The sequence below is a fragment of the Halobaculum saliterrae genome, assembly GCF_009831625.1.
GTDB classification, from domain to species: domain Archaea; phylum Halobacteriota; class Halobacteria; order Halobacteriales; family Haloferacaceae; genus Halobaculum; species Halobaculum saliterrae.
Window position 1 is genome coordinate 19,566 of the sequence record NZ_WUUS01000012.1, and the last position, 22,529, is coordinate 42,094.

Annotated in this window: 26 protein-coding genes and 1 pseudogene; 9 read left to right on the plus strand and 18 right to left on the minus strand. The window is 59.3% G+C overall.

Features of this window, described 5'->3' with window-relative positions; all coding sequences use genetic code 11:
• Positions 1 to 74 precede the first annotated feature (74 nt).
• Both GRX01_RS16730 and GRX01_RS16735 read left to right on the plus strand, forming a co-directional pair.
• The gene (locus GRX01_RS16730) at positions 75 to 911 is read left to right on the plus strand and encodes a hypothetical protein (RefSeq protein WP_159670367.1); all 837 of its coding nucleotides are present in this window, start codon (positions 75 to 77) and stop codon (positions 909 to 911) included.
• A 2-nt stretch (positions 912 to 913) separates the two neighbouring features.
• Positions 914 to 1,225 carry a hypothetical protein gene (locus GRX01_RS16735; RefSeq protein WP_159670602.1) on the plus strand — a complete coding sequence of 104 codons (312 nt, stop codon included), beginning with the start codon at positions 914 to 916 and terminating at the stop codon, positions 1,223 to 1,225.
• Positions 1,226 to 1,416: 191 nt separating this feature from the next.
• On the opposite strand, the gene GRX01_RS16740 is transcribed toward GRX01_RS16735, so the two are convergent.
• On the minus strand, positions 1,417 to 2,475 hold the full coding sequence (locus tag GRX01_RS16740) for a hypothetical protein (RefSeq protein WP_159670370.1): 1,059 nt from the start codon (positions 2,473 to 2,475) through the stop codon (positions 1,417 to 1,419).
• A gap of 346 nt (positions 2,476 to 2,821) precedes the next feature.
• Between GRX01_RS16740 and GRX01_RS16745 the strand changes: the two genes are divergently transcribed.
• A complete protein-coding gene (locus tag GRX01_RS16745; RefSeq protein WP_159670373.1) occupies positions 2,822 to 4,987 on the plus strand; it encodes a type B DNA-directed DNA polymerase in 2,166 nt (721 codons plus the stop codon).
• Positions 4,988 to 5,161: 174 nt separating this feature from the next.
• Positions 5,162 to 6,430: an orc1/cdc6 family replication initiation protein gene (locus GRX01_RS16750; protein WP_159670376.1), complete on the plus strand. Its 1,269-nt coding sequence runs from the start codon at positions 5,162 to 5,164 to the stop codon at positions 6,428 to 6,430.
• A 562-nt stretch (positions 6,431 to 6,992) separates the two neighbouring features.
• Here the strand turns inward: GRX01_RS16750 and GRX01_RS16755 are convergent.
• The gene (locus GRX01_RS16755; RefSeq protein ID WP_159670379.1) at positions 6,993 to 7,316 is read right to left on the minus strand and encodes a hypothetical protein; all 324 of its coding nucleotides are present in this window, start codon (positions 7,314 to 7,316) and stop codon (positions 6,993 to 6,995) included.
• A 138-nt stretch (positions 7,317 to 7,454) separates the two neighbouring features.
• Here GRX01_RS16755 and GRX01_RS16760 point away from each other — a divergent pair, with 138 nt between their 5' ends.
• Entirely contained in the window at positions 7,455 to 8,378 is a 924-nt protein-coding gene (locus GRX01_RS16760) for a helix-turn-helix transcriptional regulator (protein WP_321168181.1), read from the plus strand.
• Positions 8,379 to 8,415: 37 nt separating this feature from the next.
• Here the strand turns inward: GRX01_RS16760 and GRX01_RS16765 are convergent, their stop codons facing one another.
• From GRX01_RS16765 to GRX01_RS16775, 3 genes are all read right to left on the minus strand, one after another.
• On the minus strand, positions 8,416 to 8,850 hold the full coding sequence (locus GRX01_RS16765; protein WP_159670382.1) for a PIN domain-containing protein: 435 nt from the start codon (positions 8,848 to 8,850) through the stop codon (positions 8,416 to 8,418).
• Positions 8,851 to 9,102 carry an AbrB/MazE/SpoVT family DNA-binding domain-containing protein gene (locus GRX01_RS16770; protein ID WP_159670385.1) on the minus strand — a complete coding sequence of 84 codons (252 nt, stop codon included), beginning with the start codon at positions 9,100 to 9,102 and terminating at the stop codon, positions 8,851 to 8,853. It lies immediately after the preceding gene.
• Between the two features lie 74 nt (positions 9,103 to 9,176).
• Positions 9,177 to 9,998, minus strand: a complete 822-nt coding sequence (locus GRX01_RS16775; protein ID WP_159670387.1) for a hypothetical protein — start codon at positions 9,996 to 9,998, stop codon at positions 9,177 to 9,179.
• A 227-nt stretch (positions 9,999 to 10,225) separates the two neighbouring features.
• On the opposite strand from GRX01_RS16775, the gene GRX01_RS16780 reads away from it, so the two are divergent.
• Positions 10,226 to 10,897 (plus strand): helix-turn-helix domain-containing protein, encoded by a 672-nt coding sequence (locus GRX01_RS16780; protein WP_159670390.1) that lies wholly within the window; start codon positions 10,226 to 10,228, stop codon positions 10,895 to 10,897.
• A complete protein-coding gene (locus GRX01_RS16785) occupies positions 10,894 to 11,589 on the plus strand; it encodes a nucleotidyltransferase domain-containing protein (protein ID WP_159670393.1) in 696 nt (231 codons plus the stop codon). The genes GRX01_RS16780 and GRX01_RS16785 overlap by 4 nt, the downstream gene beginning before the upstream one ends.
• 124 nt (positions 11,590 to 11,713) lie before the next feature.
• On the opposite strand, the gene GRX01_RS16790 is transcribed toward GRX01_RS16785, so the two are convergent.
• The 9 genes and pseudogenes from GRX01_RS16790 to GRX01_RS16835 all read right to left on the minus strand — a co-directional run bounded on the left by GRX01_RS16790 (position 11,714) and on the right by GRX01_RS16835 (position 17,188).
• Entirely contained in the window at positions 11,714 to 12,643 is a 930-nt protein-coding gene (locus GRX01_RS16790) for an ArdC-like ssDNA-binding domain-containing protein (protein ID WP_159670608.1), read from the minus strand.
• Positions 12,644 to 13,051: 408 nt separating this feature from the next.
• On the minus strand, positions 13,052 to 13,399 hold the full coding sequence (locus GRX01_RS16800) for a hypothetical protein (RefSeq protein ID WP_321168182.1): 348 nt from the start codon (positions 13,397 to 13,399) through the stop codon (positions 13,052 to 13,054).
• Positions 13,400 to 13,474: 75 nt separating this feature from the next.
• On the minus strand, positions 13,475 to 14,476 hold the full coding sequence (locus GRX01_RS16805) for a DUF6610 family protein (RefSeq protein WP_159670614.1): 1,002 nt from the start codon (positions 14,474 to 14,476) through the stop codon (positions 13,475 to 13,477).
• Positions 14,477 to 14,799: 323 nt separating this feature from the next.
• Positions 14,800 to 14,994: pseudogene (locus tag GRX01_RS16810) on the minus strand (hypothetical protein); the annotation flags it as partial.
• Between the two features lie 26 nt (positions 14,995 to 15,020).
• Positions 15,021 to 15,707 (minus strand): DUF6166 domain-containing protein, encoded by a 687-nt coding sequence (locus GRX01_RS16815; RefSeq protein ID WP_159670396.1) that lies wholly within the window; start codon positions 15,705 to 15,707, stop codon positions 15,021 to 15,023.
• A 156-nt stretch (positions 15,708 to 15,863) separates the two neighbouring features.
• Entirely contained in the window at positions 15,864 to 16,163 is a 300-nt protein-coding gene (locus GRX01_RS16820) for a hypothetical protein (protein WP_159670399.1), read from the minus strand.
• 53 nt (positions 16,164 to 16,216) lie between these two features.
• Entirely contained in the window at positions 16,217 to 16,438 is a 222-nt protein-coding gene (locus GRX01_RS16825; RefSeq protein WP_321168183.1) for a hypothetical protein, read from the minus strand.
• 49 nt (positions 16,439 to 16,487) lie between these two features.
• The gene (locus tag GRX01_RS16830; protein WP_159670402.1) at positions 16,488 to 16,763 is read right to left on the minus strand and encodes a DUF7389 domain-containing protein; all 276 of its coding nucleotides are present in this window, start codon (positions 16,761 to 16,763) and stop codon (positions 16,488 to 16,490) included.
• A gap of 23 nt (positions 16,764 to 16,786) precedes the next feature.
• Positions 16,787 to 17,188, minus strand: coding sequence for a DUF6166 domain-containing protein (locus GRX01_RS16835; protein WP_159670405.1), 402 nt, complete (start codon positions 17,186 to 17,188; stop codon positions 16,787 to 16,789).
• A 121-nt stretch (positions 17,189 to 17,309) separates the two neighbouring features.
• Here GRX01_RS16835 and GRX01_RS16840 point away from each other — a divergent pair, with 121 nt between their 5' ends.
• Entirely contained in the window at positions 17,310 to 18,674 is a 1,365-nt protein-coding gene (locus tag GRX01_RS16840) for a restriction endonuclease (RefSeq protein ID WP_159670408.1), read from the plus strand.
• A 13-nt stretch (positions 18,675 to 18,687) separates the two neighbouring features.
• On the opposite strand, the gene GRX01_RS16845 is transcribed toward GRX01_RS16840, so the two are convergent.
• Positions 18,688 to 19,260: a hypothetical protein gene (locus tag GRX01_RS16845; RefSeq protein ID WP_159670411.1), complete on the minus strand. Its 573-nt coding sequence runs from the start codon at positions 19,258 to 19,260 to the stop codon at positions 18,688 to 18,690.
• A gap of 61 nt (positions 19,261 to 19,321) precedes the next feature.
• Entirely contained in the window at positions 19,322 to 20,542 is a 1,221-nt protein-coding gene (locus GRX01_RS16850; protein WP_159670414.1) for a homing endonuclease associated repeat-containing protein, read from the minus strand.
• Positions 20,543 to 20,927: 385 nt separating this feature from the next.
• On the opposite strand from GRX01_RS16850, the gene GRX01_RS16855 reads away from it, so the two are divergent.
• Positions 20,928 to 21,668: a RecQ family zinc-binding domain-containing protein gene (locus GRX01_RS16855; RefSeq protein ID WP_233741089.1), complete on the plus strand. Its 741-nt coding sequence runs from the start codon at positions 20,928 to 20,930 to the stop codon at positions 21,666 to 21,668.
• 22 nt (positions 21,669 to 21,690) lie between these two features.
• On the opposite strand, the gene GRX01_RS16860 is transcribed toward GRX01_RS16855, so the two are convergent.
• Both GRX01_RS16860 and GRX01_RS16865 read right to left on the minus strand, forming a co-directional pair.
• The gene (locus GRX01_RS16860; RefSeq protein ID WP_159670420.1) at positions 21,691 to 22,086 is read right to left on the minus strand and encodes a DUF7567 family protein; all 396 of its coding nucleotides are present in this window, start codon (positions 22,084 to 22,086) and stop codon (positions 21,691 to 21,693) included.
• Between the two features lie 74 nt (positions 22,087 to 22,160).
• On the minus strand, positions 22,161 to 22,526 hold the full coding sequence (locus GRX01_RS16865; RefSeq protein WP_159670423.1) for a DUF7568 family protein: 366 nt from the start codon (positions 22,524 to 22,526) through the stop codon (positions 22,161 to 22,163).
• Positions 22,527 to 22,529 lie beyond the last annotated feature (3 nt).

A 22,529-nucleotide genomic window follows, 5' to 3' on the forward strand; every position in this document is an offset into this window, starting at 1 on the left:
CGGTGGACCAGCCGACACGAGGGGCTGACCGCAATCGGTCCCTCACTGACCAGGCCAATCCGGCTACGGACGAGATGCTGCTACCGCAGCTCGACGACGGCATCACGCTGCTCGACGTCGAGGGAGGCCGCGGCGTCCCGATCCTGCAGTCACTCGTGCTCGACCATCTCCTCCTGCACGGCGGGCCCGCCTTCTGGGTCGACGCAAATGGTCACGCGACGACGACACTCGCCCAGATCGCGCCCAGTCAACGGTTGCTCAACCGAATCCACGTCGCACGCGGATTTACCGCGTATCAGCACTACGGCGCCGTCTGTGATCTCCCGTCAGCGGTGAACAAAGCAATCCAGACGTCCACGGCCGATACTGGGGTGGCCGGTCGACGGGCACCAGGTCGCGACGAGGATACGTCTCCCCATACGCCCGCCCTCATCGTCGCGCCGGCAGTCGACGCCCAGTACCGCGCCGACGATACCCTCGGCGAGACCCACGCGAAAACCCTCCAGGCCCGGACCCTCGCCCGATTGGCGACCTACGCCGAGAGGTACGACATCCCGGTGCTCGTTTCGCGAAACGAACGAAACGAATTCACCGAGCCAGTCGCGACGGTTGCCAACCACCACCTGGAGTGCGAGCAGACCCGGATGGGGCCACGGGTCGTCGGCGAGGACTTCGAGACGCTCGTCTATCCCGTCGACGACGGCACCTACTACCAAACGACGTTCGCGTACTGGCGGCAGCTGCTCGCGGCACGCGCCACGCAGGTCGGCGTGGAACCGACGACGCCGGCGCCGTCGACGCCGACTCCGGAGGGCGTCGGGACGGGCGTCACAGCTGACGGTGAGACGGTGTCGGCCACCGCGGATCCCTTGCTCGATGCGTGGACGGCGAGCGGTACAGGGGGCCGATAGCGATGGGGCGTACGAACCCGACGTACCGAGATGCGTTGCGAGCCATCGAAGAGCGCTGGGCGGAGTTCCGGCGGGCACTGCGGCGTCGCGACCAGCCGCGCTTCGACCGGCTGATCGAGTACGCCCGCGAGCACGCCGACGCGAGCGGGCTGTTGAACCACCAGAATCCGCTGCTGCCGGCGCTGTTCAGCATCGATCTCGAACAAGAAGTCCGCCTAGATGACCACGAGGAACGTCTTGAGAAGCTTGAAGCCGCGGCCGAAAAGAGCGGAGAGGACCACGAGAGGCTGTCTAGCTGCGACGATCACAGATAGGAAGGGCGATAACGATACATGAAGTCCCACTTCATGGTACAGTCGTTCGATCTCATCAAGTGAGAGCTATATCTCCACGATTCCAGAGTTTTGCTAAGACTAGATCTTTAGATTGAGAGTGGGAATTTCTACTCATAGACATTGAGCGTCCTATTTGAAGAAACACGTCACAACCGATTTTCGTACTGAAATCACCAGCTGACACTGGCTGTAAGATTCCACGTACTGTTTCGGTTGAAAAGGGGCTTGATGTATGTCGCAGATAATCCCTTGAACTCATACTCCCGGTCCTCAGACAGTCCGTGGTTGTGAGTGAGATCACAGTACAACTCGTCGTAATTTGCTAACACCTCAATATGGTGTTCTGCTTCTGATTTGGACCGATCAGGTCCGCTAAGTTCCGATTTGAGATGAGAAAGGAGATCATCGTTATTCTGTAAGGGATTCTCGATGATAAGCCCGTTAACACTTGGGTCGTCGTAGTTCTCCTCTTCCGTGGTGATTTGTTCGGTAACAACTGGTGTGCTACCTTCTGGTGCGTTGAATCCGGTTCGCGGAAGATCGAACGCCGTGGCATTGAATAGTTCATTAAAGCCAAAAGCGCGAGCCAGACGTTGATAGAGTGCTCCAGTGACGGGAACGCCTTCTGTGATGAACCGGAGTTCGACATTCGAAAGTACTTGTTTGTCACGGGATGATCGGGGAATCTCTGCCCTGATAAGCAAGTACTCGTCTTCGTAGGCGAGGTTGGCAATATAGATGAGGTGTCCATTCTTGTACGTTGGAATTTCCTCATCAGCGAACCTGGCGTGGGCTTCTCTAACTGCCGTGACAAGGTTAGCAGGCCCCCGACCGACGAGTGCTCCACCCAGTTGATGAACGGTGAACCAAGACGTGCTGAGTCTTCCTACGTTGTGGAGTCTTGCCAATCGGTCTGTGAACTCATCGACATCCATATCATCCATCCGTGTTCGGATTTCCATTGAGTTCTCACCGAGGTGGAAAAACGGATGGAACGTCACTGAGTCATTAATGTCCGGTGAGTCCGTTCCTTGCGTTCGAATAAGTCGTGGCCCAAAATCGTTGTAACTGGGACTTGGAAGAGTAACCTCTCCCCGCTGTTCGGGAAGATCGCGGACTCCATTCTCAAGGGTTTCAATATACGCTTCCTCGATTGTTTGGTCGGTCTGCTCTGCGTGCTCCTTGATTCTCCCATGGATGGACCACGGAATGTCAACATTCGGCCTCATATACCAATACCATACTCCAGATACTAAATAAGTCTTTGGTCCGTATATACTCAGAGTATGGTTTGGTGGATGGGGATGACGGCCAAAGGCTCTGTTGGCATATAAATGAGATATACGACGATCAAATTCGGTGCTTAACCCACAAATGACGGCAGCACCCGGATCTGTTGGTTAATGCTTGGCTATGTTCCCGGAAAGCACCCCGGAAAAGAGGGTGTACGCGCCAAACAAGACAAGATCGGATATTAGAGACGTTTTGTACCTATTCGGTTGAAACTCGGAAACGACACGCCTCAGCTTATTAGAAACGCAATCGTCCAAATCGGCAGAGGCGAAATAGCCACAGATGCCGTTCAGTATCGACTTTCTGGACGATGGCCGCGTCCTGGAGTGGGAGGCAACCGCCGACGGCGCCGTCGCGACCGAGCGCGATGACTATACCCCACGCTTCTACGTCGCCCCTCGCGACCCAGAGATCGATCTCGACCTCACGACCCTCCAGTCGGTGTACGACCAGCACCCGGACGTCGTCGCGACCGAGACGATTGCGCGAGGGCCAAGCTTTCGACGGAACGAGGAACCAGTCCTCGCCGTCGACGTCGCCCACATCGACCGCGTCACCCCACTCGCCCGGCAGGCACGCCAGCTGTCGGAGTATCCAGTCGGGGATCTCGCCTGTTTCAATGTCGACTTCTCACGGGAGTTCCGATACTGTCTGGAGACCGGTGCCGATCCGACGCCGGCGAGCGAGCTGTCGACGCTCCGGCTCAGCGTTCCGGTGACCGAAACGAGCAACGACGTCTATGGGGAGCTGTCCGTCGCCGACGACACCGTCACCGGTTCGCCGACGGATATACTGACCGCCGTCCAAAGGGCACTCGAAGCGCACGATCCAGATGTCCTGGTCTGCTCGACGAGCGAGATCGTCCCGACCCTATACGAGATGGCGACGGATGCCGGCGTCGACGACTTCTCGCTGAGTCGGTGGCCGGACGTCGACTACCAGCAGCTCGCGAGCCGGTCGACGTACTCGAGCTACGGCCGCGTCGGTCACTCGCCGGCGCGGTACAACGTCCCCGGGCGGGCGATCATCGACGAGTCGAACACGTTCTTCTACGGGGAGACGAACCTCGACGGCGTCCTCGACCTCGTGTCGCGCTCCAAAAAGCCCGTCCAGGAGCTCGCGTGGGCGTCGATCGGGAACGTCCTCACGGCGATCCAGATTTGCGAGGCCCACGACCGCGGTGTCCTCGTCCCGTGGAACTCCTGGCGCCACGAGTTCTACAAGCCGATGGGGACGCTCCACGACGCCGACCGCGGCGGCTTCATCTTCGCGCCCGAGGTGGGCCTCCACGAGAACGTCCACGAACTCGACTTCTCCTCGTTGTATCCGAACATCATCTGCACCCGGAACGTCTCGCCGGACGTCATCCGGTGTGACTGCCACAGCGACCGCGACGACGTCCCCGGCCTCGGGTACTCGATCTGCGACGACCGGGGCTACCTCGTCGACGTGCTGCAACCGATCATCGACGCACGCGACGAGATCAAGGCGGCCATCCGTCGCGAGAAGGAACGGAATGACCCCGACGAGGACCGACTGGCTGAGCTCGAGGGGCGGTCGGGAGCGCTGAAGTGGATTCTCGTCGCCTGCTTCGGCTATCAAGGGTTCAGCAACGCGAAGTTCGGTCGCATCGAGTGCCACGAGGCGATTAACGCGTTCGCTCGGGAGATTCTGCTGACGGCGAAACAGCGGCTGGAAGCCGGCGGCTGGCACGTCGTCCACGGCATCGTCGACTCCATCTGGGTGACCCCGGACCCTGACGTCGACGACGAGGACCGAGAGGACCTCCAGACGCTCGCAACAGAGATCACAGACTGCGTCGAGATTCGACTCGAACACGAGGCGCACTACGACTGGGTGGCGTTCGTGCCACAGCGCGAGAGCGACGCCGGCGCGCTGACGAAGTACTTCGGGAAGGTCGCCGGCGACGACGACTTCAAAATCAGAGGTATCGAAGCCCGACAGCGTTCGACCCCGCCGTTCATCGAGGACGTCCAACGGGATTGTCTCGACCGGCTCGATGCCACACGGTCACCGGACGCAGTGCTCGGACGTCTCGAACGAGCAATCGACGAACTGCAGGCGGGCAACGTAGCAGTGGAGCGGCTCGTCGAGCGGAATCGTGTTTCCAAGCCGCTGGAAGGCTACTCACAGAATACCCAGAACGTGGCGGCCTTGAAACGGGCTCGCGAGCAGGATCTGGCGGTCCACCCGGGCCAGGATATCGAGTACGTGGTCGTCGACGACGAGAAATCCTCGCGAGACCGGGTCGCCCTCGCCCACGAAGCGATCGAGACCTATGACGCTTCGTACTACGAGACGCAGCTGGTTCGAGCGGTTGAGAGCGTGCTGTTGCCGCTGGGGTGGGATCGTACAGATATTCGACGGAGACTCGCGGAGACACGAGAGGTGGAGCTGACGGAGTTTACAGCTGCCCGGAACGGATGAGTAGTCTCAAATGTCTCCTGAGGTGAGCAGAATCACAAGTGGGCGACGAGGTCAATCCCATTCACACTCTGGGGGGTCTTGCTCCCTGGAACACCCCCCGGAGTGTGAATGGAGGTAAATCAATCACACCGAGGGTGGGCAACCTATATGTGAATGGGGCGAATTGGTCCGCTCATGCCAAATGACGATTCCACGCAAACAACCGTCGATGAGATATTAAATGTCGACGAGGAGGACAGCGAAGACGAATCAGATATTTTTGAGAAGCCGTGGTTGCTCGAGATCGATAACGTTCCTGACGCCAATCGAATTGTCGGACGAGACGACCATATCACGTTCTTGGCCAAGAATCTCCGAAAGATGCGGACAAACAGCGTCCCGGATAACGTCCTGGAGTGGGGAGAAACCGGGACGGGAAAGACACTAGTTGCAAGACACGTCTGTGAGCGGCTCGAAGCAGCAACTGCAGGAACGGACTCCCCGATCGTTACTGCCTACATTAATCCGGATCCCATCTCTACATATACCTCCACCTTCCGAAAAATCGCAGAGCAGGTAAACGCGAAAGCAGAGAACCCACTTGATGTCCCCTATCAGGGCCTCTCAGCCGAGCATTATCGGGATCAGAAATTGTGGCCCGTTGTTCAGCGGGAGTTTTCTGGTGGGCTCGTCGTCATCATCGATGAAATCGACAAGCACGGAGAAGTCAACGAGGTCCTCTACACGCTATCACGGACACAATCAAAAGACGACGTTGACTTCCCAGTCGTTACAATCGGGATTTCGAACGACATCGAATTCAAAGGAGAAATCGAGTCACGGGTTCAATCGACTCTCCAACCAGAACACCGAACGTTCACACCGTACGAAGAAGACCAGCTCATTGCAATCCTCGAAAATCGACGGGACGCATTTTACGACGGTGTCCTCGATGACGAGGTGATTCCAACCACAGCTGAACTTGCAGCTGAAGAACACGGTGACGCTCGACGGGCAGTCCGATTGTTCCGGAATGCGGGCGAGATCGCCGACGAAGAAGGCGATGATATCGTGACCGCGAATCACGTTCTCGAAGCTGACGAACTCGTCGAAGTTGAGCTCTTCATGGAGATGGTGAAAGGGACTCCGTTGTCCGGGAAATTACTCCTGTTTGCTCTTACACGTCTTGACCGGAATAACCCAGAGAAAGAATGGTTCCGGACGTCAGAGATTCACGAGGTTTACCAAACAGTAGCTCGGGACGTCGAAGTAGAGCCCAAGGGGTACAATCGTGCGCTTGAGCTTCTGAACAAACACGTCACGACAGGAGTTCTCGAATCGAAAAAGAAGGAAGGCGGAGATCAGGGGAAGTTCAGGTCGTATTCGCTTCAAGGAGACGTTGAGAGTACACGAACTGGACTGATCAACTCAACGCCGGAACTCCAGACGTTGATGGGATGGTGACACCCCCACCCCTCGGTGTGAATGGGCCCCCATAGTTCACGACTGTTGTAAAGACGGAGCCGGACTCGACCCGTAAGCTGTGTCGTCCGTCTAAAGTCTCATTACGGCACGGAGAGCGCCTTACACGTTCTGCTACGGTAGCTGACCCGGTCCGCTACTGCACTGCACCGCAGTTGTAGTTATCTTTATTATACTACAGTCTAAACAGCCCTCCGAGTAGAAGTATTCTAAAAGGCGAGGCCTTGTGCCGAAGCCGAAGGTTCGCCACTGAGGCGAGAACCCTCCCTACGGCGTGAGGACTTCTGCTGTTAAGGGCTTCTTAATCGCGGTACCCTGGGTGGTGGACCATTCACACTGAGGGGTGTGGGGGTAAACGAGGCGTAATCTATCCGCGTGTTGCTCTGTCTTCTCTCGGCGTGAAGTCTCGTTAGAGAGTGGCGGTTGGTAGCCCATTCACACCGAGGGGTGTCGGGTAAACTGATCCCATTCACACTCTGGGGGGTGTCATCTGCTACGCTACGAATTACGTTGAAACGAATATCAGGCTACAGTTTCATCTCGTCTACTCGTCGGGATTCACCGGCCCTTTGTACTTCGAAGTCACTGAATCTCCTTCCCGCCACTGCCAGTAGTAGTAGCGGTTGTCGTTGATTTCCTTGATCGTGATCGTCGCCTTCGCTGGCACGTCCTCCGGGAGGTCATCGGGGCGCTCCTCGACGTCAGCGTCTTCCGCTTCCTCCTCGAGACGAGCTTCACGCTCCTTGTGTTCGGCCAACGCCTCGGCGTAGCTGGCAGCGTCCCGAAGATGCTCCGATGTGGCTTCGTTGAGGGCGTCGACGATCTCCGTCGGGAGGTTCACCGGTGGGGTCGGGGGTTCGTAGGACATCGGGTACTCTCGTGTTAACCAACACACCCCACGAATCCATAGTATTGTTGGTTAAGACGATGGAGACGGCTTCCGTGCTTGCTGGATGTAACAATACTCGAAACTTCTTTATATACAAGTTTCGTACTATGTTACACCGTGCTCCGGCGTATCGAACTCGAGGTCCTCGCCACGGTCGACCGCGGCGACACGATCTCCGAACTCGCGACGAAGCTCGACCACAGCGAGAGCTACCTCTCCCGTGCCGTCGGTGACCTCGTCGAGAAGGGACTCGTGTACACGGAACGCGACGGCCGGCGAAAACGAGTCGTCCCGTCGGATGCTCGCGCCGTCGAACTCTATCGGGACCTCGTCCGCCAGCACTCCCACATCGAGTTCCCCGAGCTGCTGACCGGCAAGGCACTCGAGGTGCTGTACTACCTCGACCAGCCACGAACTGTCTCCGAGATCGCCGACCGGAGCGACAACTACCGCAACACGGTTAACCGCGTCCTCAAGCGGTTTCGGAACCGTGGGCTCGTCGGGACAGCCGACGGCCGATACGAGTTCAACGCCGACTTCGACCGCCTCCACGAGTTCGCCCGTGAACTCGCCCACCATCTACATCGCCAACGCCTCGAAGCCGTCGCCCTGAAGGGCACGATTCTCTGGGAAGACTACGACGAATTCCTCGCCCAGACCGAGACGGAGATCGACGCAGAGGCGTTCCACGAAACCGGCCTCGCTCGATTTGCGGCCTTCGACCTCCAATTCCTGCTAACTGGCCATCGATACTACTTCTACTCCGAGGAACTCGACGCAGTCTCGCCGGCGGAGCTCTGCTGTCACACGCTGCTGATCGACGACGGCAGTCGCCACCGCTCGTACTGTCTCCTCCTGCTCAGCCACGTCGACGTCCACGAGGCGGACCTCCGAGAGCAGGCAACGAAGTATGGCCTCGAAGACGAAATCGACGCCTTGCTGCGCTACCTCGAGACGCACGGTGAGGTCGACGACGACCGGCTCCCGGCGTGGGACGAGTTCCAGGAGCTGGCGGCTGAGTACGAGGTGGGACCCTCCTGAGACCGAACGTCGTCGCCAGCCGTGGCGTCTGCCAGGGTTAGTTCGGGTCGTAGGGATTCGTTGCTGTCTCGAGCCGATAGACATCCTCGATGGCGTCAAAATCGTCGTCAAACGCATACAGGTAGCCGAGCCCCTCGGTTTGCATATACGCGATAATGCAGGCGTCGACGAAGGAGAGCGGTTCGTGTTGGCGAAAGAGGGCCTTCCCGGTCGCGAGGGCGTCGGTGGTGAGTGAATCGATGTGGAAGCGGGCGTTTTCTTCGATTCGATCGAGAAGATCGACGGCTGCGTCGTGGCCGGCGTGGGTCGTGAGGCCGTTGAGCGTTTCCGCGAGCACGTAGTCGAGGACGACTGCCTCCGGTAGCGCTCCATTGTCAATGCCTTGGAGCACGGGAAGCGCGGCATCGTGGGATCCATCCCGCCGGTATGCGGCGGCAAAGAGGACTGTCGTATCGATCAGTGCACGGGGCATTTACTCGACGTCGACGCCCCAGGCGTCGTGATCGCTCGTGACATCGGTCGGCTCCTCACCAGCGTAGCCGTCGAAGTCGGCGAACGTGCCGGTTTGCTGTTGGATGACGTGGACCCGAATGCTCCCGTCATCTTCGAGATGCCAACGGAGCTGGTCACCGTCGTCGATATCGAGTTCACGCCGAATCCGGGCCGGAATGTTCGCCTGATTGCCAGACACTTTGCTTTCGGCGTCGATTCTGTCGCTGCTCATACCTCTCGGTACGTGACCGGCCGTGAAAAGTCTAGTGTGCCGCCACACTACCACGCACTCCAGAAGATATCGTTCTAGTTCGAGGGTGCTGGAAGGCGCCCATCCGGACGTGGAACACGACCCTGTTTTATCTCGTGATCGACGCGACGCAGATGCTTACAGCCGCCTTCGGGTGAGCGCTGCTCCCAGTCAGGGCAGGTACACGACTTGTCGATGACGTCAACTTCGTACCGGTTCCCGGACGCGGACTGCACCTCGTAGCGGCCACCTTTCGAGAGGAGCGAAACGTCCATCGCTTCGCCGACGGCACGCCTCGTGCGGGGCTCGAGATCGTCCTGCGACTGTGCGTTCTCGTCGACGACCAGTCGGTCGCGAACGTCGCCCGTTCGGCCACCGTCGGGAGCGACGGCTTCCGCAGGGCCACTGAGCCGCTCGTGGAGCACTTCCTCCACCGGATGATCTTCCGGCCAGAGGTAATGGACCTCGCGGCGCTCGCGATGGTCATAGGAGCCGCACGCGGCTGCACTCCCGGTCCAAACCCGCCAGGCACCGAGCGCGGCCATCACGTCGACGATGTCGCGGGGAACCGTCTGGTGGTCGTCCGGGAAGAACACCCGGAAGCGGGTACACGACTCCTGTGGCGGGACGGTCTCCCACCAGTCTTCGCTGGAGCTCCAGCTATCGAACATCGCCTTGTCTTCTCCGTACCCGACGGTCACGCCGTCGATATCGGGCACGTCCGCAACCATCTCGTCAGTCTCGCCTTCGAGCAGCCGAAGGACGCCGTACCGCAGGTACTCGTGTGCTGGATCGTCCGTCGATCGAGCGACCTGGCCGTGCTGTTTTGCAACTCGTTCCGCCTCATTGAGGACAGCGGACAAATACGGTTCAGTCATGGTTCGTGGAGACGGGACTGCGCCTCCGCCCCTCGGCGGGCGCTGATAGACTTAACCAACGAATAGCGATCATTCGTATCCTTTGTTGGTTAATTCATCTCTGCTCGAATGCTGCGCCGGATCGGACTACCGGAGCCAAGGAAAGTATATCTGTATAGAGATAACTCTATAGGGAATACGGGGGACAAGACTAATACAGTTAGATACGATACCGATAACTAGCGATGATGGAGTACGTCGACGAGACCGCGGCGAAGATCATGGTCGCGGCCCGGCCGGGCGACTCGATCCGGCGAATCGCCCAGAAGATCGACGGCTCCTACTCGTGGGTCTACGACTGGATCGAGCGGTTGGAGGATGCAGGCTTCATCCGGCGTGAGGACGGCGTCTACATCGAGAATTACGCTGTGAGGGATCGCTACTACGATCTCGTCGCGGCCATCTCTCGCGCTGTTCCCCCTTCGATCGACGACGCCTACGTCATTCCGCACTTCGCCGGGATGCCCTTTGCGTACACGAAAATCGACGGCGTCTACGTCTGGACCCACGGCGGCTATCAGATCGCCCGCGGCCACGATGACTATCCGATCTTCATCAAAGTCGCCGACCAGGACGTCGAACGGTGGACGGCGTTCTTCGACGAGTTCGGCATTCCGAGCCGGATCGAAGAGCGGCCGGATGCAACCGACTACGATGCGACCGTCTCGTACGTGTTGTTCCCGACGAGTGGGGACATCACTCGCGAGTGGGTCGACGGCAATCCGGTCATTCCGTTGGATGAGGCAATCGAGCACATGTTGGAGTACCGGGTGAACTACGAGCCGGCGTTGGAAATGATCGCTAACGAGTACGACCGCGATATCGACGCGTCCCACGAGGATCCGCGTTTGAACGCATGAGTCTCGGCGAACGCGAAGACGAATTGCTGGACACCCTGGGGGCCGTCATTGATGCTGATCTGCCGTACGTGCTCGTCGGTGGGTGGGCGATTGCGGCGTTCAATCAACGCTTCACCACGGACGTCGACGTCGTCATTCCGGCACAAGCGGTTGACGACTACACCGACCTTCTCACCGACCGCGGCTACGAAAAAACGGCCGATGTCGAGCGAAACGAGCTCTACGAGGGCCGTACTATTCGGTTTACGAAAGATATCGGGAATCCGGTTCGGTTCGACGCGATGGTCGACGCGCTGGGCTGTCGCCAGACGGAAGCTGAATGGTCGTATCGCTATCTGGCCCAGCACTCTGTCACTGAGGAACTGCGAACCGGGCGCCCGGTAACAGCCAGGATTCCAGAACGGGAGTTGCTGTTTGCAGTAAAACTTCACAGTGGCCGCAAGGCAGACTCCCGGGATCTGGTGGTGCTTGCTGCTGGCGCGGATTTCGACCTGATCGCGACCCATCTGCATCGCGGGGAGTCCAAGAAGCTCGCTGGTCGCATCGAGACTGTCCTCGACCGACTCACGTCGGAGGATTTTGCGGACGCATTCAAGGGGGTCTTCGAACAGCAAACGGTTCCCGACCAGGATATCGAGGCCGTCGTCGAGTTCCTTCGTGACCAGCAGCGCCGAATCGATTCTGAATTATAACATCGACTGTCGGGGGATGTCTTGGGACGATCGAAACACGCAGGGTCGGACGCCGAACGAATTAACCAACAGTGTGGACAAAGCACCTCCCAAGCGTTGGTTAACAGACAGGGGGAAGGCGTGTTCAGCCCCCGCCGACCGTCCCGATTATCTCTTGCGCGGTCGAACTGATCCGGCCGAGACGCTCCTGAATGCTCTCCGTATCGTCGTCCTGCCACGCGGCAAGATAGAACGCTGATCCGCTCGTATCGAGGTCGAAATACCGCCCGACGATGTACGCAACGGCTTCGGCTTCGATCTCGCGTTTTGCACGCTCGGGTTCGTCGTCGCCATCGAAATGAAGCAGCGCGTGGGCGTACTCGTGAACCAATGTCACCGCGAGATCAGCCTGATTTGAGCGGGCTTTCGCTTCGACGACGGGTTGGCATTCGTGGAGATTCCGGTGCTTGCAGACGCCTTTCGCGTCGCCATGCTCCCACTCGGCAGCGTCGACGACACGGACGTCGATATCGAGAGTAGTTGCCGCATGGAGGAGCGCTGGCACCAGGTCGTCGGCGTCACCAGCTGCCTCGGTTTCCAGCTCGGGTAGCGGTTCGCCCTCGGTTTGAGACACATCGAAGACTGCCGTTGGTTTGAATCCAACCAGTCCTTTCGACCACTCCTCGGGCGATGTCTCGTCATAGTCACAGTCGCTTTGCTCGTGGTAGCTCGGTGAGTTCTCGCACTCGGGGCACTGCTTCGTAATAATGGGTGCCCAGATCCAGATCGCCTGTTCGCCCTCTTGGACGTGCCGGTCGAACTCCGATCTCCACGTATTGTAGCCCGCTACGCGGGTTGCCTCGGGACACTGGAGCTTGATCAAGAGGGTGTTGCGATGTGAGTAGTCATGGAATCGGGACTGGACATCGAGCCACTCCTGGAACTGTTGGCTGGCTTTTGCCTCACCGACGTCTGCAATGAGCTCGTCGATCCAGTCTTCGATGGTACTGTGCATCTCGTCGTGTCGGGTGTCGGTCTCCTCGAACGAGACCTCCGACTCACTGGTTGTCAGCATGGATTGCATCACATCGAGTACGACGATGTCTCCGAGAAGTCAGGACGCGCCGCACCCCTCGGGGGCGCACAATAAACGACGGCGCGACTGCGGGGTTTATGCCGGGGTTGCTATCGGAAGCTGGGATTAACAACCAGTGCGATACAATTACCGGGAGGATGGGTCTCGTCGAAACGCTCCGCGGGGTCGTTGGTACTCGCACGTCCACGACATCCACTCTGTATGAGTGCCGCCACTGCGGAACGACCCTTTCCGAGGACGCCGAAACGTGTCCGACCTGTGGTGGAGAAGACGTTGTGTGCTACCAGTTCTAAGTACACGTCCTCCTATCTGGGCAGGTTGCAGTCAGACTCGTTTCTGTTCGAGATAGTGCCCGGTCAAACACCCCGCAATGTGAATGGGGATCGGTTATCGAAGCGCCGCCTTCTCGTCAGCGAGGCCGATCGTGACGAGATACTCGAGGAACGAATCGAACTGGTCGACATCGCTCGGCGTGTCCGTCGCGAGGTGTCGTGCCCACTCGATCGCCCATTGGAACGCGGGATCGATCCCGCCCTTACCATGTATATACCACCAACGGGCGGCCTTCAGGACGACGAGCGGATTCGTCGGCGGTTGCTCGCTTGCGAGTCCACGAGTGATCGACCGGATTTCCTCGGGTACCTCGGCGGGGTCGACCTCGCCTGATTGGGTGTTCGATACGTCGACTGGAATGTCGTCGATCGAGACGTCGTTCGAACGCTGTTGTTGACTCACGGAAAATCACCTTCTCGGAGGACTTTTTGAATCGAGCCCTCGCCCCCTCCGGGGCGCGAAAAACTACTCGTAGCGTCACGCCGGCGGGAGGTAGACGCTCTGCTCGCCGGCGATCTCCTCCAGGTTGTTCCGATGGCGATGTGAGAAGTAGCACTCGTAGCTGCAGTAGCCACAGAGCACGCCGGTATCATACTCAGCGATGAAGGGACCGCGCCGAGTCGTCCAGACGTTCGCTTCGCATTCGGTACACGTAGCACTATCGAGATCGGTTGGTGACGGGCCCTCGTACTCGATTTCGAGGATGTCGTTATGTGGTGTTGAGTCGGGCCAGACACCGTGAGACTGCCAGAAGGCCTTGATCCGGGCGAGACTGTGTCGGACTGTCTTCCGAACTGTGACGTGGGAGGCGTCACGACCGCTATCATCCCAGCCGTCAGCCGTCCAGAACTCCCCGAACTGCGCGCCACGATGCAGCCCGTTCCAGTCGAGGCCGACGATGTCGGCCGGTGGGTCGTCCGTGAGTGTCGGTCGGGTCAGCTGTTGGATGACGTCCCACTGTTTCGGTGGGCTGCCCCCCAAGATGTGAACACGACGGCCACGCCAGTCGGTCGGCTCGGAGAACTCGTGCGCCAATCGGTCGGCGTACCCCCGCGAGTAGCCGAGCACGACGCCGTCGGGGATCGTGTCGATCACTTCGCGGCACTTCGGGACGATGACGAGTTCTGCGTCGGGATAACTCGCCTGAATTTCGCGGGCAGCCGCCACGTACTCGTCGACGTCGTCTCCCTCGTACACATCTCCGATCACGCCAACCTTGGGTTCGTATTCGAAAAATCGGGCGACGTACCGAGCCAGATCGGGATTCCGAAAGTCGTTATCCAACATCCCGACGGGGATGTTTAGGTCCTGATACTGGGTCTGCTGGTACCCACAGTCTTCTCGGAACCCAGGCAGGAATCCGAGCCGATACGCATCTAGAGCGAACGGCGCCCGATGGAGGAACGCCACGACATCGGCTTGTCTGGCAGCGGTGATGTCGCGATCAGTGCTGCTGCTGGAGTTGATTTCGAGCGACATGAACATGGGCTGCGAGGGCGAATCCAGCCGCCCTGCACCCTCTCTGAGGGGCAATAAACGGAGCCGCAGTCCGCTATTAACCAACACTAGTCTCCAGAACCCGCACATCGTTGGTTAATATAGAGACGACGTAGCCACCGTGTCCGCTCAGCGGAGTCAAGTCTTCAGTCGAGTCGGTGGGGAACGACACGATGCCCGCACGGCGCGACCACTGCTTCACTCGGCCCGACGATCGTCACGCTCGCGATTCGGCGATCACAGACGGGACACTGCTGGTGGGCGTTCTCGTTTGCCATATGGAAACGCGAAAACGGATGACTGCGCTAGTTCGTCACCTGCTGGAACCGCTCGCGAAGCGCCTCTTCACGCGCTTCGAACTGCTCGACGTTGGCCTGCAGGTCCTCGTTCACACGCTCGATGCTCGCGAGCGCTCGCTCGCCGGCGAGCGACGCCTGCGACCCGTTGTCGCCGTCCGCCTCCAGCTGCTCCTCGTAGGCTCGTTCGACGCGCTGATACGTGGCCCGCGAGAGTCGGATGTTCTCCATCAGATGTCCTCCTCTGGCTCGACGAGGTCGTTACTCTCAGCGACGAGTTCCTGAACGGCTGAAGCAGGATCGTTCTCAACCGGAAGTGTTCGATGGTCAAGCGGGGCGGGATACGCCCGGTCCCCCTGCGCACAAAGTATGATCAACCACTCTTCGCTCCCTTCGGCGAGGACGACGTAGTGGTCGATATCCTGACGTTGGAAGACTGTCCGATCTGTCCGGCTCACCGCACTCCAATTCGCCGGCAGTGACGATGACGGCGTCCCACCATCTGGCGTGAGTGCTCGGTACTCTTCGAATTCGGCGAGTGCCGCCTCGATATCCTCCCCGGTGAGGTGCCAGCAGTCGGCCGGGCCATCACACACCAGCTGACTGACCACGTCGTTGCGGAACTGGATGTAGTGTTGCTGGGCGACGGTTTCGTTGTCGGTGTAATCGAGGAGGAGCGCACAGGCGAGCTGTGCCGGTCCGCTTCCCGTATAGCCCCAGTCGAATCCCGCCGGGCTATGCCGCACGAGATCGAGACTTCGATTTGGGGAGAGGCGTTCGTGTGCGGTGAGGTTCAGCACCACTGGCGTCCCGTCGACGCGCATCCCGACGTACTCGACGCGGTCTGCATTCGCCTGACATCGCTCATTTGCATCCTGTACGACTGCTCGTGGGTCGGTAGTCGAATTCATCTCCATCGGTTGTATGCGGGCGTTCGGATTCCCCGCACCCCTGCTGGGGGTCGAAAAACCACCACCGGCTATTAGGCCCTCAGCGTCGCTTCAAAGTTAGAACTCAGACTATTATAGTTTAGACTATAATATTTCGGTGGATAACTAATCAATAGAGGCAGTTTATTCTTCGAAGAGACAGCGGTCGACCGCATCATCACCAGCGAGGGTCTGCTGGTCTTCGTCTGTATCAGCGAAGAGGGTCGACTGATCTCCCTCCGATGTTTGCTCAACTTCGGGTCGGTCGTCGACGCCGAACTCACTCGCCTCGGGGCGACCAAGCCGCGAATCCCGGTCGCGGTGATCCACGTTGGCACCGACGTTCTCGAGTGAGGTCTCGACGCTCGCTTCGGTCACTTCGAGCCGGCAATCATCACCGAACGCTGTCTGTCGCTGAATCTCGATTTCGATTCGATCGCTCATCTGGATTGAGCTTCCACCCACTGAGGCTCCAACAGACACCTCCGGGTGTTGGGTCAACCGTCTTCTGCGCGGATTTCGCTGGCCCGATGCTCGAGCCGGCGCAGGATCTGGACGCGCTGCTGATTCGCGTTCTCGTAGGCGACGCAGGCTCGTAGCGTCTCCATATCGTTGATCGTCACGATGCCGGCGTTGATGAGTCGCGTATTCGGGGCTTCGAGCCGTTGCTCTGGTGAAAGCTCGTTTGCGTCAGTCGATTGTCCATCAGGATTGGTCACAGATGATCGCCTCCAGCACTGCTGAGGCGCGAAAAAACAGCGCTCTCCGCTACCCGTCTTCTTCCGGCTGAATCTGACGGGCGTCCTCAGCGAGATCGTGGATGTACTCTCTGAGGATTTCCATATCCTCGCGGGCGTCTTCGAGGGTCTTGCCTTTCGCTTTGGCCACGATTTTGTCCTGATCGCGGGTGCCAGTGCCACGAGTGAGTTTTACGGTGAGGGAGACGCCGACATCACTGCGTTCGATGTACTCCGTCGGTGACGATTGCGTATTGTTCGATTTCGATTCACCATTCGAACGAGACGACTGGTTGTGTTCTGACATGGATCACTCTCGGTGATTGGTGCTTAGATGGACGGTGCGACCGGCTCTCCGGATATTTCGTGCAGGACTGCGTCGATGTCACTGCCGGTGAGGCGCCAGCATCCGTCGGGACCTGTACATTCGAGTTGGCTTACGACCTCGTCTTTGAACTCCTGGTAGTGATCGAGGGCGAACGCCTCGTCGCCCGTGTAATCGAGCAGGAGTGCGAGCGCGAGCTGTGCCGGACCACTACCACCATACCCCCATTCGAGCCCCGAGGGACTGTGGTTCACCAGCGCGAGACTCCGCTCCGGCGTGAGCTGTTCTTGATCCGATTGGTTCTCGACGATGGCGCGGCCTCGACGACGGTAGCCGACATAGACGGTGTCGCCATCATCCGAGACCCGTGACTGTACGTGCGAGCGTGGGTCGCTGATTCCACTCATAGGTTGGCTCGCGGGAGGCTCGTTCGATCACCCCCGCACCCCTCTCGGGGGTTCAAAAAACAGGACGGGCTGCGTTCGACAACGTATTTGACAGTTGCAACGTACTGTCCAGTATATCGGGATGGCTGTACTGGACGATCTCTCGGGGTTCGAGTTTGAGGACGTGATGGAGGACGTGTTCCGCAACCTCGGCTACGAGAACGTCCGCCAGGCCGAGAAGACGGCCGACGAGGGACGCGACGTCATCATGGAGGAGGTCGTCGACGGCAGGCGGCGCGCGATCATCGTCGAGTGCAAGCACACGGGGACGGTCGGGCGGCCGGTCGTCCAGAAGCTCCACTCGGCGATCGCGACGTTCGACTTCGACGGCCTCAAACGCGGAATGGTCGTCACGACCGGCCGGTTTACGAACCCTGCCCAGGAGTACGCCGACCGCCTCCAGCAGAACGACGACCCCCATCCAATCGAGCTGCTCGACGGCGAGGACCTCCGGGAGATCGCCGACGAGATCGGCCTCGACATCTACAACGGGCGCATCGAGATTCTCTGCGACGAGACGCTACGCCCGTACGACCCGGCCGCCGACGTCGACGCGCCAGTCACGGAGGCGTTCCGCGACATCGAGAACATCGAGGCCGCCGACCTCCCAGAACCGCAGTCGGCGGTGACGTTCCGCCCGGTGGTCGCGGTCACCGCGGACACGAACGCCGTCTTCGAGACGTCGGTGGGCGTCATCCACCGGATCAACGACCGGACCCGATTCGTTGCCCACGCCGAACGCGGGCAGCCGCAGGTCGTCGAAGAGGACGTCGCAACGCTGGTCACCGAGAACCTCCACGCGACGGTCGAACTCGATACCGAGCAGTTCGCGGAGGTGTTCGACGACGTCGAGGAGCACCGGTTCGGGCAGACCCAAACGGAGTACAAGGAGTGGGCCGTCGAGCGGCTCCAGCAGCACCATACGACGACGGTCACCTACACCGGCGACAACAACGTCACCTACAACAAGACCTGCGAGCCGAACCGCTCGGACATCTCCGTCCAGTCGATCGAACCAGTATACCTCCCGGAAGTTCGGCACACTACCGACATCCAGGAGTACACCTACCCCTACGAGTACTACGCGGCAGGTCCGTCAAGAGTGACCGCCGAGGACGGCATCCATCGGTGCGTTCACTGTGACACGAGCGGCGGCGCCAAGACGTACACCTACTGTCCGAACTGCGGGGCAATCGCCTGCTCCAGCCATATTAAAACGGAGCGGCTGGAAGGCGAGCCGATCTGTACGGGTTGTGCGGTGACGGGACGGTTCGCGCTGAAGACGAAGTATTTCTACGACGAGGAGAATCTCGAGGCGTTCCGCGAAGAGTACGCCGAGATGCCGCTCCACGAGAAGGCCATGGAGAACAAGTGGCTGGCCGGGGGAAGCGTCATCGCGACGCTGCTGCTCGTCGTCGGACTCCTCGTCATCGGCGGCGTCATCTGAGCGGCCCCGGTGCTCACGCCGGCTCAGCGACCATCTCTTCGAGCGCGTCCTCAAGCGGGCCATGGAACTGCCAGCTAGCCCGCTCGAAGGCTTCTTCGGTCGGGCCATCCCAGCGCGGGAAGGCGGAGTGACCACTCACCTTGACGGTCCACTCGGAGGGGTCCTCGAACGGATTCCGGTTCGGGAGTTCGACGACGTAGAGGTACTCTTCGTCGCCGTGGATGCCGTCGGCCGGATTCTCGACACCGTGTCCCAGCAGGAACAGCGGCTGGTCGAGATGCTTCATATTGTCCGGGTCGAGTAGATCCGAGGGTTGATCGGCATCGATCGTGCGCTCCGGATCACCATCCAGATACAGGCCGGCCGTCGAGAGCTTATCGAGGAACACGAACGTCGCCGCCGCGTAACCCGGCCCCCTCTCGGCACGGGTCGCATCGAGAAGCTCCTTCTGTTGCGCAAGATCCCGAAGTACGCTCGTCGGGTATCCGTCCGAATGCCGGTACACCTGTGCAACGCGGTTGTCAGCCTTTGATTTGCCGTCCTGGTCGACTCGTTGGACGAATCGGAGTTGACTCCGTGTCGACATTGATACTCTCCGGCGCTTGTGCGCCGGCACCCCTCACCGGCGCAATAACAACTCGCTCCGCTCACTCGGGCGGTGGAAGTGGTTGGATCGGGAGCTGTTCGAGTTGTCTGTGACAGCCCGCACAGACCGTCAGTAAGTTCTGCTCCATGTCGGCGTCTTCGAGCTCTTGATCAGAAGATTCGACGAACTCTGACCGCGGGATGCGATGATGGACGTGGAGATCCATCCCATATTCGTCCTGATGCCGTTCGCGAGCCATCCCACACCAAACGCACTGTTCGTCGTCCCGGCGAATGATCTCTTCCCGCTTGATGTGCCAATTCTCGCCGAACCGTTGCGTGGGACGGAGGGTCTTTCGCAGGAGGTACTCCTCCAGTATTTGTTGCTCAGCTGCCCGGAGTGCCGCTTCCCACGATGAGAAGATTCGCCGAATTGGAACAGGCGAACAGGACCCATGCTTCCGAATATCTGTTGTCGTGGGTGGGCGCCCCAACCGCTTGTAGAGGTTCCGTAGCTCCTTACAGGCCTCCTCCTCGGTGAATGGGTCCGGTTGATTTAGAGAAGCTCCAACCGATTGAAGCGCAGCATTCCACGACCCAAATTTCCGCCTGTAGGGTTCGGGGCTGTATTCCCCATGCTTGATCATATCCCGCTTGCGAGGGGTTCGCTCCAGCTCATCCCTAAGCCGTTTGAGTTCCGTCTGAAGTGCAGCCCGAGACAGCGCATCCGGCTGGTTTGGGTCATATCCTGCGGCCTCCAGCGCATTGTTCCATCTGCCGAACTCCGAGAGGTACACCCAGCTACTGAACTTCCCTTCTTCATCCATTTCGGCAGCAGTCGGCGACGAATCAAGTCGGCTTCCCAGACGCCGTAGCTCGGCAAGGAGCTCGTCACGGTCCACTTTCCACTGCTTTGCAGGCTGATGACCTGCTTTCCGGAGAGCGTCGTTCCAACTGCCGAACCGATTCTGATATGTCGTTACGCTGTACTTCCCTTGCCGTTCCATATCCCGCTGTCGCGGTGTCCGATCCAGGTTTACGGCTAGTCGACCAAGTTCCTCCAGTAACTCTCGGTCTTCGATATTCGCTGTGCTACTGTACCCCGGTTCCAGCCCCGCTTCCTCTACTGCGTTGTTCCAGCTTCCGAACCGGTCTTGATACGTCGTCCTCGAATAGGAGCTCAATTCGTCGATTTCACGGGACGAGGGGGTCCGACCAAGTTGATCCGCTATGGATTGTAGTTCCTCTATGAGTTTCTCAGGAGGAATACGATTAGGACTCATGTTCTCACCGGTGGCTTCGCCAGTCGAGGACGGATTCATCCACCTTGGTATATGAAGTTCAGGACCCAAACTGCATCGCCGGCACCCATCGCCGGCGCAGAAACAACCTCTCCTGAATCGAGTGGGGTCTTTGGGTTCTCGACGAATGGCTGTCACTGGACAACTTAAACCCGGTTAAAAATGGATTCCGAAATTCGCAAGATGGCGGTCGGGTGGGGTCCTTGCTCGGAAACTGATGCTGTTTCAGCCCAAAGGTATGCGTATGTCATCGGAGTCTGAGAGGGGCTCACCGCTCCCCGATCCGGATGAGATTGCCAGTCGGGCTGAACGGCAGCGTAGTCTGTACGAAGAGGCCGCTGAGAATCCAGACCGGGTGGTACCAGCGATGTTCATCGAGGACTGCGCCCGGTGCGAAACGCTCGCCGACAAGCGGCGTCGTGAGGGCTTCTACAAACACTTCTATCGGACACTCCCTGATCGAGAGACGGCGGAACTGTCCAGCGATGACCTTCCCGAGGAGATTCAGTCTGCTGTGCCCGTTCATCGTGCAATCGATGATACGACTCTCGAGGGCGAGAGCGCGGACGTGGCCTCCGTCTCGGAGCTGTGGGAGCAGATCGGTACTGGTGAGCACCCGGGCAAGCTGTGTCAAGCTCCGCTGGTCCACTATATTGACCGTGAGGACTGCTATATCCACGCAGAGCCAACGCGGGTCGGCTTCAGCTATGGCCTCCCCGTATTCGTGTACAAACGCCGGCAATCGGACAACCACTATGGAGTCTTCTTCTCCAGTGAAAAGGCGTATCTGTGGCTCTGTGGGTGGATTCTTCACGCAAACGGGTTCTTCGACCCAAAAGAATTCATCCCCTCACTCTACTTCTTGAAGGCCTCGGACCCATCCACAGTTGCTCCTGAGTTGGTCTCCAATACAGAAGATCTCGTGTTTCGTAACGGATTCCCCGGCGTAGATGCGCCCGAAATAACAGACCTGCCGGACGGGGTCAATCTGTACCAATTCCCGTACAGCAAGGACACGTATGCGGATCAGTTTGCTCGGTGGCGCCGCCTCTACTTCGGCGAGCGAACCCCTCGTGGATGCGGGGACTGCGACGTGTGTCGGGCGTAAATTCACCGCCCTAACGTGTGTTCTACGCCAGGTGCGACACCTCTGATGGTTCCTCGACATCGTCGAACTCGCCGCGCTCGACAGGCTCCCAGTCCTCACCCGGCTCCGGACTCCACCAGTCGACCTCGTAGGCGCCCGGTGCGCCGAAGACCTTCACACGTGCCGACCCATTAGGCAGGTCGCGACGTAGCTTCTCGTCGACGTGGAGGTTCCAGGTCGTGGTGGTGTCGAAGCAGGCGAGCACGGCCTCCTCGTAGCCGCGTGTCTCCCGTGATTCCTGAAGTTCAACCTGTGTGTTGCAGTTCTTGCAGAACACCCCCTCGAAGGGGATGTGGCTGAATATCTCGTGCCCACAGACGGGACACCAGAGGAACTCGAACAATGCCTCACTGTGTCGGTTGAGTATTTCGAGACTCATCGTTGGACTGACCCAGTCGAACCGGGCCACCCCTCTTGCCCGGACGAAAAACAGCGAGGCGGACGTCCGTTCAGTTACCGCTCGGCGCCGTAGACGATGCGTGATGATGCTTCGTACCCACAGTCCGGACAGTCGAACCAGCGCTGGACCTTCGCCCCATCTGCTGACTTCTCACCGACGAGGACGTCGTCGTTCGGGCACTCGGGACAACTCAGTTCGGGTGTAGGCCGCTTCCGGAGTTCGTCCCGGAACGATTTCCCCTCCTTCGTCTCGTATCCTCGCGACCACACCGGGTAGCCGTCGACGAGGATAGTGCCACGCCACTTGTAGCGGTAGGAGCCCAGCGCTCGATGCAGGACGGCTCGGGCACCGGTCTCGGTGTTCCGATACGCGAGTGTCGGCGAGCGGCTCTCGCGTCGCCAGTTGGTGATGCGAGGCATTAT